The sequence below is a fragment of the Planosporangium flavigriseum genome, from assembly GCF_011947225.1.
Classification (GTDB): Bacteria; Actinomycetota; Actinomycetes; order Mycobacteriales; family Micromonosporaceae; genus Planosporangium; species Planosporangium flavigriseum.
Genome location: NZ_JAATVW010000032.1, coordinates 15,974 through 29,222, shown reverse-complemented (window position 1 = coordinate 29,222; position 13,249 = coordinate 15,974). Strand labels below are relative to the sequence as shown.

Below are 13,249 nucleotides of genomic sequence, written 5' to 3'. Positions count from 1 at the left end.
TGACGCCGGAGCATGCCCACAACCTATGAGCGAGCAGATAATGGCTGATGGCCGACGGCGGCGTCACGTACGCCAGTTCACGGGGTAAGTGGGTCCTCCTGGCGACCGTGCTGGGCTCGGGGCTCGCCGCCATCGACGCGACCGTGGTGAGCATCGCGCTGCCGGCTATCGGTCGCGACTTCCACGCCGGCCTGACCACGCTGCAGTGGATCGTCACCGGATACACCGTCACGCTCGCCGGCCTGCTGCTGGTCGGCGGCGCGCTGGGCGACCGGTACGGGCGGCGCCGGGTGTTCGTGGTCGGCGTGGTCTGGTTCGCCCTCGCCTCGCTCCTGTGCGGCCTGGCACCCAATGCCGAGCTCCTCATCGCCGCGCGGGCGCTGCAGGGGTGCGGCGCCGCACTGCTGACCCCGAGCAGCCTGGCCATCATCCAGGCGACGTACGTGCCTCAAGACCGGGACCGGGCCGTCGGCGCCTGGTCCGGCCTGGGGGGTCTGGCGGTCGCGGCCGGTCCGTTCCTCGGCGGCTGGCTGGTCAGCAGCGTCTCCTGGCGGTACATCTTTCTGATCAACTTGCCGCTCGCCGCGGCCGTCACCTGGGTCTGTCTGCGGCACGTTCCCGAGACGCGGGACCCTACGGCGACCGGCCGCATCGACGTGGCCGGCGGGCTGCTCGTCACGCTCGCACTGGTCAGCCTGACCTTCGGCCTGACCGAGGGGGCGCCCCTGGGCTGGACCTCACCGGCGGTCGCGGGCGCGCTGGTCGCCGGGGCGGCGCTGCTCGTCGGCTTCGTCGTACACCAGCGCCGTACCGCGCACCCCCTACTGCCGCTCGGGCTGTTCGCCAACCGGCGGTTCAGCGCCACCAACGCGGTCACCTTCATCGTGTACGGGGCGCTCGGCGCCGTGCTGTTCCTGCTGCCGATCCAGTTGCAGCAGGTCAGCGGGTACAGCCCGCTCGCCTCCGGTACCGCGCTGCTGCCGGTCACGCTCATCATGCTGCTGCTGTCGCCCGGCGCCGGGGCGCTCGCCAGCCGGATCGGCCCGCGGCCCCAGATGGCTGTCGGCCCGCTCGTGGTCGGCGCCGGCATCGTCCTACTGAGCCGGATCGGGCCGGGCGGCGACTACCTGACCGAGGTGCTGCCGGCCGTCGGGGTGTTCGGGCTGGGGCTGTCCATCACGGTCGCTCCGCTGACCGCGACGGCGCTGGGATCAGCGCCGCCGGAGCGCTCCGGGGTGGCATCGGCGGTCAACAACGACATCGCCCGCGCCGCCGGACTCATCGCGATCGCGATCCTGCCGGCCGCGGCGGGAATCGGAGAGCTGACCTATCTCCACCCGACGATGTACTCGGCCGGGTTCCGCACGGCCTGTTACATCGCGGCCGCCGCCTGCGTGCTCGGCGGTCTGCTCGCCGCCGCGACGATCGGCCCTACCGAACGACGTCCGGAGCCCGCCGCAGCACCGGCAACTCCGGAGAGCGCACACGGGCATCCGCCGTTCCACTGTGGACTCGATGCCACTCCCCTGACATAGCGCGTTCGACGCGCCGGGCAGTGAGCAACATAGTCACTGCCGCCACCGGGGCGGACACCGGAACCTCCAGATCGACGCCGCGGTGAGGGCGAGCCGTATTGTAGTGCTCCAGATAGCTGGCGAGGACCCGCTGCAGGTGCTGCCGATTCCAGATCAACGTCCAGTCCAGACACTCGACGCGGACGGTGCGCACCCACCGCTCGGCGTATGCATTGACCTTCGGCGCTCGCGGCGGAATCTTGACCGTACCGACACCGGCCGCGGCGAATACCGCGTCGAACGCCGAGGTGAACTGCGCATCGCGGTCGCGGATGAGGAGAACCGCTATCTCCACGTCCTTCGCGTCGGGTTCGAACCCAGGCCGACCAGATCCAAGACGCGTCGGACGATCACGAACGCCAGCGTGCGGACCACCATGAACGACAGCCTGCCGGGATTCCCCTCCTCCCTGCTCACAGGACTGACGCTGAGATGGCACCCTTCAGGGTGCCGTACGCCGCACCCACGTCGAGGGGCAGCCGCAGCCGTTCCTCGATGGCCTCGGCGAGGTCGCCGCCTACGACGCACTCCTCGACCGGCCCGCGGCACTCCTCATAGAACAGGATCCGGTCGCCGTAGGTGTGCCCCGCGTTGCGGCGAGCCGGCTGGCCGGTGACCCGGCTGAACAGTGCCTCGGCCGTGGCCAGTGCCGCCCCACGCCCCCCCCGATGTCACCGGCGGCGAAGTCGTCGCGCAGCCAGGCGAGTCGGACCAGCACCTGCTGGTGAGCGGGGACCTGCGGATGGCCTGCAATGTCGACGAACTGCAGACCTCGTACGCCGACGGGCCCCTCGCCGTCGAGGTGACAGTCGCCTGAGCGCCCCACCGCCCACCCCACCGCGCCGCCCACCCCACCGCGGCACCTCCGAGGCACGAGAGGGTGATCGGTCAGTGGTGCGCGCTGTCGCCGTGACCTACCGGCGACGCGCTACCGCGACCGCGAGGATGATGATCACTCCCCGGACCACCTGCTGCTGGCTGACGTCCAGCCCGGCGAGGATGAGCCCGTTGTTGATGAGACCCATCAACAGCGACCCGAACAAGGAGCCGATGACCGCACCGCTGCCGCCGAACAGGCTGGTGCCCCCGAGAATCACCGCCGCGATCACGGACAGCTCGTCGCCGGCGCCCCACTGGAAGCGTCCGGACTGGAGCCGTCCGGCGTAGAGCATTCCGGCGACGCTGGCGACCACCGACGACACGACCAGCACGGTGAACTTCACCCGGCGGGTGTTGATTCCGGTGAACTCGGCGGCCACCCGGTTGCCGCCGGTAGCCAGCACTCGCCGCCCGAACCCGGTCTTGGTGAGCACCACGGCGCCGACCGCCACGAAGACGACCGTCCATACCAGCAGGACGGGGAGGCCGGCCACCGTGCCCGAGCCGAAGATGTTGTTGAAGGCGTCGTTGAGGATCGGCTGCGGCGCCGAGGAGGTGATCCACATGGCCACGCCCGACGCGATTCCGAGCATGCCGAGCGTCACGAGGAACGACGGAATGCCCAGCAACGTCACCAGACCGCCGTTGAGAACGCCGACGGCGAGCCCGAGAGCGAGCCCCGCAAGCACTCCGGCCACGGGGCCGGAGTCCTTGATGCTCATCGCCGTCACGACGCTGGCGAGGCCGGCCACGGCGCCTACCGACAGGTCGATCTCGGCCGCAGCGATGACAAACGTCATCGCCACTGCCATCACCGAGATCGTCGCGGTCTGCCGGAAGATGTTGAGCAGGTTGTTACCGGACAGGAAACCACTGCCGTGAAGCAGCACCGAGAAGAACAGGAACACGAGCACGAACGCGATGTAGATGACGTAGGCGCGCCAGTCCGAGCGGCGCACCAGGTCCACAAGGGGCGGTCGTCGACTGGGCGACGCGGCCGCCGGCGGCTCCGACGGGGTGGGTGGCGATGCGGTCGGTGCGGTCATGGTTGATCACACTCCCTGGATGGCCATCTGAAGGTGCTCCTCGTCCGGGATGTCCCGCCGGTCCAGCTCCCGGTCGACCGCTCCAGCGCGCAGCACCACGATCCGGTCGCTCACCGCGAGCAGCTCGGGTAGCTCTGAAGAAATGACGATGATTGCCCTGCCCTGATCGGCGAGTTCCCTGATAGTGCTGACGATCTCGCTCTTCGTGCCCACGTCCACGCCGACCGTCGGCTCGTCCATCACGAGCACGGTCGGATCAGTGGCCAGCCACTTGGCGATGACCACCTTCTGCTGGTTGCCGCCGGAGAGCAGGCGCACCGGTCGACTCGGGTTCGCCACCCGGATCCGCAGCTGCTCTATGAGCGAACGGGCGGTACGGCCACCCCTGCGGTCGTCCAGCAGCGGCCCACGGCGCAGTCCGGGCAGCAGCGGCAGCAGCAGGTTGTCACGTACCGAGTGGTCGAGCACGAGCCCTTGCGCGCGGCGGTCCTCAGGGATCAGCGCGAGTCCCGCGGCGATCGCCGCGCGCGGGCTGGTGAGCTGGACCTGCCGCCCGTTGACGAGCACCTGCCCCGAGCGCACCCGATCGATGCCGAACAGGCAGCGGGCCAGCTCTGTGCGGCCGCTGCCCATCAGGCCGGCTAATCCGAGGATCTCTCCACGGTGCACGGTCAGGGAAACGTCACGGACCCGCGGACCGGCGCTGACGTGGCGCAGCTCCAGGATCGGGGTACCGGACCGGTCCACCGCGCGCTCGTGCCAGACGAGCGCGTGCTCCATTTGGCGCCCGATGATGTGCTCGATGAGCTGCGCCGGGCTCACCTCCGACAGCGGTGCGGCGATGACCCTTCGGCCGTCACGCAGCACGGTCACCCGGTCGGCGACCCGGTAGACCTCCTCCATCCGGTGGCTGATGTAGATGATGGAGATGCCCGCCGCTTTGAGTCGTCCGACCAACGCGAACAGGGCTTCGACCTCATGCTTGGCGAGGCTCGCGGTCGGCTCGTCCATGATGAGCACGCGGGCGTCCTGGGCGAGCGCCTTGGCGATCTCGGTGAGCTGCCAGTACGCGGTGCTCAGCGAGCCGACGGCGGCCCGAGGATCCAGTTCGGCGCCCATGTGCGCGAACAGTTGCCGGGCCCGGCGCACCGACTCGCCATCGTCGAGCAGACCGCCGCGGTGCCGCGGTTCCCGGCCGAGGAAGATGTTCTTCGCGACGCTGAGCGTGGGTACGAGGCTGAATTCCTGGAAGACCATGCCGATACCGGCGGCGCGGGCGTCGTGGGTGGACGTCAGGCGCACCGCCTGGCCGTCCACCACGATCTCACCGCTGTCCAGCGAGTACACGCCCTGCAGGATCTTCATGAGCGTCGACTTGCCCGCGCCGTTCTCGCCGAGCAGGGCGTGCACCTCGCCACGGCGCAGTTCGAAGTCGACGCCGTGCAGCACGGGCACGCCGTTGAACGCCTTGTGCACCCCGCGCATCCGCACGGCATACCCGGTGTCCTCGGCCACGCCGGTCATCGAGTCAGCCCGCGTCCCGGACCGGCACTTCGACCCACTGGCCCGACTGCGCCGAGTCCATGATCGCGTCGCAGATCAGCGCGACCTGGTAGCCGTCACCGAAATCGGGGCTCACCGGCGTCTTATCCACGATGCCCCGGAACAGGTCGTAGGCCTCGATGATTTTGGTCTCGCCGTACCCGATTCCCAGCGCCGGAATCGGCCACAGGCCTTCGCCGTACGGATGCGACGGCCCGGTGTAGACGGTACGGAAGCCACGCCGGTCGCCCGGGTCGCTCGCGAAGCACACCTGAAGCTCGTCCCGACGCTCGTAGTTGAACGTGATGGAGCCCCCGGTGCCGTGAACCTCGAACGTGAGGAAGTTGTTGCGCCCGTACGCGTTGCGGGTCGCCTCGACGGTGCCGACCGCGCCGTCCGTGAAGCGGAGCATGGTGATCAGCTCGTCGTCGACGTCGACCGCGGCTCGCGGCGCGTCCGACATCCGGTCGGCGGCGCCCAGCTTGTCCAGGCCGCCCTGGGAAACCGGCCGCTCCGGGATGAACGTACTGAGCATCGAATTCACCGCGGCCACCTCACCGACGAGGTACCGGGCGATGTCCAGCACATGCGTACCGATGTCGCCAAGCGCGCCGGAGCCGGCGATGGACTTCTGGAACCGCCACGACAGCGGCGAGTCCGGATCGGCCGACCAGTCCTGCAGGTACGTACCTCGGAAGTTGAGGACCCGGCCGATCGCGCCCTCGTCGATGTACTTCTTGGCAAGCGCGACCGCCGGAGTACGCCGGTAGTTGAACGCCACCATGTGCACGACGTCGGCTCCGCGCACCGCCTCGTACATCGCGGCCGCCTCGGCACCGGTGCGCGCCAAGGGCTTCTCGCAGATGATGTGCTTGCCGGCGGCCGCAGCCGCCGCGGCGATCTCGGCGTGCAGGTGGTTCGGAGTCGCGATGTCCACGAGGTCGACCTCGGGATCGTCGATGACCCGACGCCAGTCGTCGACGGAGCGCTCGAACCCGAACCGAAGCGCTGCCTCGGCTGCCAGGTCAGCGCTCACATCGGCGATGACGGCGCGTACCGGCATCGCGGGCACCGGCCAATAGAACATCGGCAGCGCCGCGTAGGCCAGGGAATGGGCCTTACCCATGAAGCCGGCTCCAATGAGCCCGACGTTGACGGTACGCACCGCGTCTCCTCTTCGCCTGGTTTCGGGTTACTTCTTGAACGAGTTCACGACATCGGCCGGCGCCGGCTGGTGGTACACCTGCTGCCAGGCATCGAGAACGTTGCTGTGGTCCACCGGCAGGGCGTTGAGCGCGACGTAGGCTGGCGCCTGCTTGCCGAGCAGCCCGTAGGCGGCCAGATTCGCCTCGGTGACACCCTGGTCGAACGGGCGCTGCGCACCGAGGCCCTTGACGAGGGAGTCCTTGGCCAGCGCAATGGCCACGTTGGTGCCCAGGTCCTCGGTCGTGATGACCAGGTTCTGCCGCCCCGCGGCGCGCGCCGAAGCCAGGACTCCTTCGGCGGGTACATCCCAGACGGCCCAGATGCCGGAGAGGTCGGCGTGCTTGGTGAGCATCGCGTTCGCGGCTGCCTGTGCGTCACCGGCGAAGTCCGGCCCGGCGATGCCCTTCTCCTCGACGATCTTTATGTCCGGGTACTCCTTCTGGATCGTCGTCTTGAAGCCGTCGTAGCGCTGCTTGGTGACGAAGAAGTCGGCCTCGTGGAAGATGACACCGACGGTTCCCTTGCCACCCAACGCTTTCGCCATCTCGTGCGCGGACACGACGCCGTTTCCGTAGTTGTCAGCGGAGACGACGCTGACGTAGTCACTGCCGGCCTGCATCCCGTTTGGCACGTTGTCCATGAAGACCAGCTTCACGCCGGCCCGCGTGGCGGCCTGGTACGCCGAGGCGGTGGCCACCGGGTCGGTCGGGATCGACACGATGATGTTCGGCTTCTGGGTCAGCACGGTCTCCAGGTCGGAGACCTGCTTGTCCGGCTTGAAGTTCGCGTCGGTCACCGCGACGACGGAGATGCCCAGCTCCGCGAAGCGGCTCTTCAGGCCGGCGATCTGTGCGGTGGACCAGTCGTTGCCGCCGTAGTGCATCACGATGGCCGCCTTGGCGTTCATGGCTTTGATCCTGGCGAGCTCATCGTCGGTGAGCTTGACGTCGCTCGCCGGCGACGGGGTCTCGCCGTGTGGCCCCTTGCTGAGGACGGCCCCGGTAGTGATCTGCTTGAGCGCATCCTGCGCCTTGGTCACCGCCGTGTTGTTCGCCGAGCTACCACTCGAACTGCCACTGCCACTGCCACAGCCGCTGACCACGAGTACAGCAGCCACCGCTGTCGCGAGTGTCCCGGTCGTCAAACGCGTACGCTTCATGCGCTTCATGCGCTTCAAATGCCTCATGTGCTTCTCCGAAGCAGGCCGCGTGGTGCCGCGGGAGTGGATACGGGAGTCAGCGCGAAACGGAGGAGTCCAGCAGTGCGTCGAGGTACGCCTTGCTGATCCGGGCCGCCTCGCGCGGGTCGCCGTCGTAGGAGTCCAGCTCGACGAGCAGCCAGCCGTCGTAGCCGGCCTCCTGAACGGCCGCCAGAATGTCGGGGAAATCGAGCGCGCCCTGGCCGAGCGGCAGGAACGCAAACGGTTCCGGCCGGTAGTCCTTGAGGTGCACGTGTTCGATCCGTTCCGGGTACTGCCGGATCAGCGCGGCGGGATCGCCGCCGCCGGCGGCGAGGTGCGCGGTGTCCGGGCAGAACCCGATCCGGGATCGGGTCATGATTCTTTCCAGCTCGTCCGGGCTCTCCACGATCGTGCTCAGGTGCGGGTGGTAGCTCGCGTTGAGCCCCTGCCGCTCGGCAATGTCGACCACCGTGTCGAGTGACTTGCCGAGCCGGTCGTAGTCCTCGTCATCGGTACCGGCGGCCCGGCGGGCACCGCCACCGACCACGAGCTTCTCCGCCCCGAAGAGCGCGGCCAGCTCCGCCGCACGGTTCACCCGCCACAACTCGTCGGGCAGGCTGTCGGCGTAGATGAAGTTGGCACCGGTGTAGACGCTGACCAGGGTCAGCCCGGTTTCGTGGAGCAGCTCGCGAAGCACCTCGGGCCGGTCGGCGAAGTCCGCGACGTTGCCGTCGAACAACTCGACGCCCTGGTACCCCTCCGCCGCGATGTCGCGCAGAGCGCGCTGCATGTCGCCGTTGGCTCGGTAGAAGAGGTCCTTGACGCTGGTGACGCCCGTGGGTTCGCCGACGACGCCGCCCCAGGTGATCGAGTGGTACCCGAGCCTCATGATCCTCGCCCCCTTCTTCGCGGTGAGTCGTATCTCATGCCCGTCATCCGCAGAAGTCAATGGCTTGACAGACTAAAGTTGACTCTCCTCAGGAAAAAGGGATCGGTCCTTCACGTGGGTAGCTCACCGCAACGGAGCGCGCCAGCAGGGCTCCCGCTGCTCCCGCTGGTCGCCCCGACCCTGGCCGCCACGGTCTGCAGCCTGCTCGCTCTCTCGGACGACGAGACGGCGGCGTGACGGGCTCTCGTACACCGCCGACGACATACGGGCTGGGTCCATCACGCCGTAAGCCGGCGCAGCGGATCCGGGCGGCGGCCGATCAGTTAACCTTGCGCTCGCGGCCGGTCCAGTACGGCTCGCGGAGCTTGAACTTCTGGATCTTTCCGGTGGCGGTGCGGGGCAGCGCGTCGAGGAACTCCACCCGCTTGGGACACTTGTAGCCGGCGAGGTAGCCCCGGCAGTGGCTGATGATGTCCTCGGCGGTGAGCGGGGTTCCGTCGGTGACCACCAGCGCGGTGACCAGCTCGCCCCACTTGTCGTCGGGTATGCCGATCACGGCGGCCTCCCGGACCGCCGGGTGGGAGCTGAGGGCGTCTTCGACCTCGATCGATGACACGTTCTCACCGCCGGTGATGATGACGTCCTTCTTCCGGTCGGAGATCGTCAGGTACCCGTCGGTGAACGTGCCCCCGTCGCCAGTGTGGAACCAGTTGCCAGCCTGTACGCGGGCGGTCTCCTCCGGGTTGTCCCAGTAGCCGTCGAGGTTGGTGTTGGATCGGGCCAGCACCTCACCGTCGGCGTCGATGCCGATCCGCGTGCCGAGGGCGGGCGCCCCGGCCCGGCCGAGGAGGCGGGCCTGCTCGTGCGGGTCGAGGTCGGCCCACTCGGCGCGCATGCGGTTGACCGTCAGCAGCGGTGAGGTCTCGGTCAGGCCGTAGATCTGGATGAATTCCCAACCCAGTTCGACGCGGACCCGTTCGATAGTGCGAGTGGGTGGCGGAGCGCCGGCCACCACGATTCGCACCCGGTCCCGGCCGGGGATCTCCCCGTCCCAGGTCGCCGCGGCGTCCAGCGCGGCGGTGACCACCGCAGGCGCGGCGCACAGGATGGTGACACCATGCCGGTCGATGCGGCGCAGGATCTCGGTGCCGTCGACCTTACGCAGCACGATGTGCCGGCCACCGAGACCGGTCACCGCGTACGGCATGCCCCACCCGTTGGCGTGGAACATCGGCAGGGTGTGCAGCAGCACGTCGTTGTCGGACAGCGTGGTGTGCAGCCCGAACGTGACGGCGTTGATCCACAGGTTGCGGTGGGTCAGCTGGACGCCCTTGGGGCGGGCGGTGGTGCCGGAGGTGTAGTTCAGCGTCGCGGTGGCGGATTCGTCGCCCGCCCAGGGCACCGGGTCGGCCGTGCTGCCGAAGACCTCGTCGTCCTCCTCCCCGAGTACGAAGACGTGCTTGGCGGTGACCGTGTCGAGCAGGTGCCGCAGCTCGGGGTCGACCAGGAGGACCTCCGCGCCGGAGTGCTCGACGATGTACTTGACCTCGGCGGCCGACAACCGGAAGTTGACCGGGACGAGGATGCGGCCCCAGCCGGAGACGCCGAAGAACGACACCAGCAGGCGCGCGGCGTTGTGGGACACGATCGCGACCCGCCCGCCGACCGGTAGGCCGAGTGCGTCGAGGCCGGCGGCCTGGGCCCGGGCCAGCCGCGCGACGTCGCGATAGGTGAGGGATCCCCATGAGGGGGCGGGCTGGTCGGGCTCGTCGACGACTGCGACGCGGTCGGGGTACACCAGCTCCGCACGATCGAGAAAATCGCGTACGCCCAGATCGAAGAACACGTGACGATCCTTTCGCTCGCTGAACTGGCCCGATAATGACCGGTCCGCGCCCCACCGGCTACCCCCCAAAACGGTGGGCCTCGCGATGGTTGCCCGACGGGGCGTACGACCGAACGCATCGGCGGGCATCTCTCCGCTTCCTAGGATCAGCTGTGATGTGACCCGCGTTCCCGCAGTGACCTGAAGAAATGGGTACGCCACACCCCTTGGCACCCACAGCGCGCGCGGGCGGAGCGCTCACGGCTTGACCCTTCCGGGTAGCGAGCTCATCGCTGCCGCGTCGGCTCGCGCCCGCGGGGTCCTGCTCGACGGCGCCTCTGATCGGAAGGCGTGCACCACGTCCTGGGGTGTGGCGAAGTACGCGTCGCTGCCGATCAGCTGCGTGATGCCGTAGCGGTCGAGCTCTGCGCGTACAGGGTCGAGGACCTCGGTGAGGATCAGCCGCGCACGGGCGGTGGCAAGCTCGTTGTGGATCTGGCGCAGAGCCGCCGCCGCGGTGAAGTCGACGTCGCTGATCGCTATGCAGTCCAGGCAGAACCAGCGCGGCGGGTCGGGTGCGGCCAGGCAGGCGTCGACCTGGTCGACGAGCCGGCGGGCATTGGCGTAGTACAGGGTGGCGCCGAACCGGTAAATCACCAGTCCTTCGACGGTGCGGGCCTGCGGGGTCGGTGGCACGTCGATGAACCGGCCCTCGTCGGTCGCGACGACGACGGCCGTATACGGCGCGTACGTGTGGCGCACGTGATCGATGACGGACGCGACGACGGCGAGCACGATGCCCTGCTCGACGCCGACGAACACGACCGTGACGGCGGTCAGCAACGCGATCAGGAACTCGTCGCGGCGCATGACGAAGAGCTGGCGCATCCCCGAGACATTGATCAGCTGCAACCCGATGAGGAACACGACGGTGGCGAGTACCGCCAGCGGTAGGAACGTCAACGGACCGGTCAGGAACAGCAGCACGAACACCACGACGACGCTCGTGGTCAGCGCGGCCAACTGGCTGCGGCCGCCGGCGCTGTCGACCATCTGGGTCTGGGTGGGGCTGCCGTTGACGACGAAGGTACCGGTGAAGGCCGCGGCGATGTTGGCCGCGCCCAGACCCACCAGATCGGCGTTCTCGTCGACGGTCTCGTCGTACTTGGCGGCGTACGCGCGGGACGTCGCGAAGCTCTGCGCGACGATCACCACGAAGCATGCACCGGCGAGAGGCAGCAGCGCCGCCGCGTCGTGCAGCGACAGCGCCGGCGGGTGCAGCCCCGGCAGGCCCCGTGGAACCGGGCCGACGACGGTGACGCCGCGGGCCGGCAGGTGTAGCAGGCGGCTGGCGATGATGGCACCGACGATGGCGATCAGGGCGCCGGGGATTCGGCGGGTCAGCAGGCGAAGCCCGACGACCACCGCGATGACACCCAGCGAGACAGCGAGGGTGGGCAGACTGGTGCGCCCCAGCGCCCGGACAGTGGCGACGAGCCTGCCGATCACGCTGTTCCCGCTGGTATGCACGCCGAGCATGTCGGCAAGCTGCGCGGCGGCGATCTGGACGCCGACGCCGGTGAGAAACCCGATCAACACGCTGCGGGACAGGAAATCAGCCAGGAATCCCAGGCGGATCAGGCGGGCCAGCAGCAGCAGCGCTCCGGAAAGCAGCGCGACCAGTCCGGCGAGCGCGACATAACGCGGCGAGCCCGCTGCCGCTCGGCCGGCCAACCCGGCCGCCAGCATCGCGGCGACTGCGGAATCGGCACCCACGACGAGGTGGCGGGAGTACGCGAGCAGCGCGAACATCGCCATCGGAGCGACCATGGCGTATAGGCCGGTGATCACCGGCATGCCGGCGATCCTGGCGTAGCCGAGGCTCTGGGGAATTCCAAGCGCGGCCAGCGTGACGCCGGCGACGATGTCAGCGGCGATGTGCGATCTGTCTGCCGACAGCAGGCCCCGCATCAGATGTAGCGGTGTGACACCGGGCCGCATCGCGTCACTGTCGGCGGGGCGCGGGGTTCGCGCCCCGCCGGAGGTCGCCATGACACTTCGCCTTCGCGGGTCGGGTTCCCTTCAGTTGCTCCTGGTATCCGCTACCTACCCGAAGAGCGGCCGACAACCCGCAGGCCTGCGGGCCGCGGACACGAGGCTGCTCAGGTCGGCCGGTCGTTCGACGAGCTGGTCGCAGACGTACCGGCCCCGCAGCGGTATGGATCCGGTAGTGCCCGTCGGCGCGCGGCCTACGGGAACAGCAAAGACAACGCCGGCGACAAGCCGATGAGTCTTTTGGGGATCGCCCGTCGTGGGCGAAGCACCTTCACCCGTCGGGCTCACAACATTGCCGTGATGGGGAACTCGCGCAGCGCGTGTGACTGTTCCGCCGGCCCGTCGAATTCGTCACTGGTCAAATACGTGAAAGCAGCACCTCCCACGCAAATCAAGATCGTAGTCTACGAAAGGATGCACCCCCTTATGACTTCTCTCGCCCCACGCCGCGGCCGACAGCTCACGGAGCAACGAGGAGGACGGGGCGGACGAGCCGCCGGCGACCCGATGACCGACCTCCAGAACCGGATGGGCGACCTCCTCACGAGCTTTTTCACCGACCCCTTCCTCGCGGGTCCGCTGGCACCCGCGGTCGTTCCGGTATGGGTGCCGCCGTTCGACCTCGAGGAGACCCAGGACGCCTACCTCCTGGAGATGGACCTTCCCGGGGTACGGCCGGAAGACGTCAACATCGAACTGATTGGCGGCGACACCCTGCGGATAACGGGCAAGTACACCGCGCGCGAGCGCACCGGCACGATGCGACGCCAGGAACGCCGCGGTGGCGCAGCCGCCCGTGGCGGCGAAGGCGGCCGCGAGGGCGCCGAATTCGAGTACGACGTGATCCTGCCCGGTGAGATCAACGCCGACCAGATCGACGCCACACTGGAGTACGGCGTGCTGACCATACGCGCGGGCAAGGCACAGCCGCAGGCGCGCCGCATCCAGGTCAAGGCCGGCGCCGAAGCCGGTGGGACCGCCGGCAGCCAGAGCCGGGTCTCGCCCGGGAGCGCATCAGGCCCGGGCGCGAAGAGGTAGCACCGCACCGGGGCG

Annotated in this window: 12 protein-coding genes; 4 read left to right on the top strand and 8 right to left on the bottom strand. The window is 68.8% G+C overall.

The features are described from left to right. Positions 1-47 precede the first annotated feature (47 nt). On the top strand, positions 48-1,535 hold the full coding sequence (locus HC028_RS25800) for a DHA2 family efflux MFS transporter permease subunit (RefSeq protein WP_168080036.1): 1,488 nt from the start codon (positions 48-50) through the stop codon (positions 1,533-1,535). Here the strand turns inward: HC028_RS25800 and HC028_RS28830 are convergent. Beyond that, positions 1,432-1,869, bottom strand: coding sequence for an integrase core domain-containing protein (locus tag HC028_RS28830; RefSeq protein ID WP_203981652.1), 438 nt, complete (start codon positions 1,867-1,869; stop codon positions 1,432-1,434). The two genes, HC028_RS25800 and HC028_RS28830, sit on opposite strands and share 104 nt — an antisense overlap. Positions 1,870-2,220: 351 nt before the next feature. Between HC028_RS28830 and HC028_RS25790 the strand changes: the two genes are divergently transcribed. After that, positions 2,221-2,391, top strand: a complete 171-nt coding sequence (locus HC028_RS25790; RefSeq protein WP_168080034.1) for a hypothetical protein — start codon at positions 2,221-2,223, stop codon at positions 2,389-2,391. A gap of 97 nt (positions 2,392-2,488) precedes the next feature. On the opposite strand, the gene HC028_RS25785 is transcribed toward HC028_RS25790, so the two are convergent. The 5 genes from HC028_RS25785 to HC028_RS25765 all read right to left on the bottom strand — a co-directional run bounded on the left by HC028_RS25785 (position 2,489) and on the right by HC028_RS25765 (position 8,316). Then, positions 2,489-3,499 carry an ABC transporter permease gene (locus tag HC028_RS25785; RefSeq protein ID WP_168080033.1) on the bottom strand — a complete coding sequence of 337 codons (1,011 nt, stop codon included), beginning with the start codon at positions 3,497-3,499 and terminating at the stop codon, positions 2,489-2,491. A gap of 6 nt (positions 3,500-3,505) precedes the next feature. Beyond that, positions 3,506-5,023, bottom strand: a complete 1,518-nt coding sequence (locus HC028_RS25780) for a sugar ABC transporter ATP-binding protein (protein WP_203981651.1) — start codon at positions 5,021-5,023, stop codon at positions 3,506-3,508. A gap of 4 nt (positions 5,024-5,027) precedes the next feature. Next, a complete protein-coding gene (locus tag HC028_RS25775; protein WP_168080032.1) occupies positions 5,028-6,206 on the bottom strand; it encodes a levoglucosan dehydrogenase in 1,179 nt (392 codons plus the stop codon). A 27-nt stretch (positions 6,207-6,233) separates the two neighbouring features. Next, complete coding sequence (locus tag HC028_RS25770) at positions 6,234-7,364, bottom strand: substrate-binding domain-containing protein (RefSeq protein WP_203981650.1); 1,131 nt, start codon at positions 7,362-7,364, stop codon at positions 6,234-6,236. A gap of 118 nt (positions 7,365-7,482) precedes the next feature. After that, positions 7,483-8,316: a sugar phosphate isomerase/epimerase family protein gene (locus tag HC028_RS25765; RefSeq protein WP_168080031.1), complete on the bottom strand. Its 834-nt coding sequence runs from the start codon at positions 8,314-8,316 to the stop codon at positions 7,483-7,485. A gap of 114 nt (positions 8,317-8,430) precedes the next feature. Between HC028_RS25765 and HC028_RS28270 the strand changes: the two genes are divergently transcribed. After that, positions 8,431-8,553 (top strand): hypothetical protein, encoded by a 123-nt coding sequence (locus HC028_RS28270; protein WP_275408290.1) that lies wholly within the window; start codon positions 8,431-8,433, stop codon positions 8,551-8,553. Positions 8,554-8,635: 82 nt separating this feature from the next. Here HC028_RS28270 and HC028_RS25760 read toward each other — a convergent pair whose 3' ends face one another. Both HC028_RS25760 and HC028_RS25755 read right to left on the bottom strand, forming a co-directional pair. After that, the gene (locus tag HC028_RS25760; RefSeq protein WP_168080030.1) at positions 8,636-10,162 is read right to left on the bottom strand and encodes an AMP-binding protein; all 1,527 of its coding nucleotides are present in this window, start codon (positions 10,160-10,162) and stop codon (positions 8,636-8,638) included. 237 nt (positions 10,163-10,399) lie between these two features. After that, entirely contained in the window at positions 10,400-12,193 is a 1,794-nt protein-coding gene (locus tag HC028_RS25755) for a SulP family inorganic anion transporter (RefSeq protein ID WP_168080029.1), read from the bottom strand. 510 nt (positions 12,194-12,703) lie between these two features. Between HC028_RS25755 and HC028_RS25750 the strand changes: the two genes are divergently transcribed. Beyond that, positions 12,704-13,234, top strand: coding sequence for an Hsp20/alpha crystallin family protein (locus tag HC028_RS25750; protein WP_203981621.1), 531 nt, complete (start codon positions 12,704-12,706; stop codon positions 13,232-13,234). Positions 13,235-13,249 lie beyond the last annotated feature (15 nt).

Coding starts and splice junctions, on each gene's coding strand:
- HC028_RS25800 (WP_168080036.1), top strand. CDS start 48: ATGGCCGACGGCGGCGTCACGTACGCCAGTTCACGGGGTAAGTGGGTC.
- HC028_RS25785 (WP_168080033.1), bottom strand. CDS start 3,499: ATGACCGCACCGACCGCATCGCCACCCACCCCGTCGGAGCCGCCGGCG.
- HC028_RS25780 (WP_203981651.1), bottom strand. CDS start 5,023: ATGACCGGCGTGGCCGAGGACACCGGGTATGCCGTGCGGATGCGCGGG.
- HC028_RS25765 (WP_168080031.1), bottom strand. CDS start 8,316: ATGAGGCTCGGGTACCACTCGATCACCTGGGGCGGCGTCGTCGGCGAA.
- HC028_RS25755 (WP_168080029.1), bottom strand. CDS start 12,193: ATGGCGACCTCCGGCGGGGCGCGAACCCCGCGCCCCGCCGACAGTGAC.
- HC028_RS25750 (WP_203981621.1), top strand. CDS start 12,704: ATGACCGACCTCCAGAACCGGATGGGCGACCTCCTCACGAGCTTTTTC.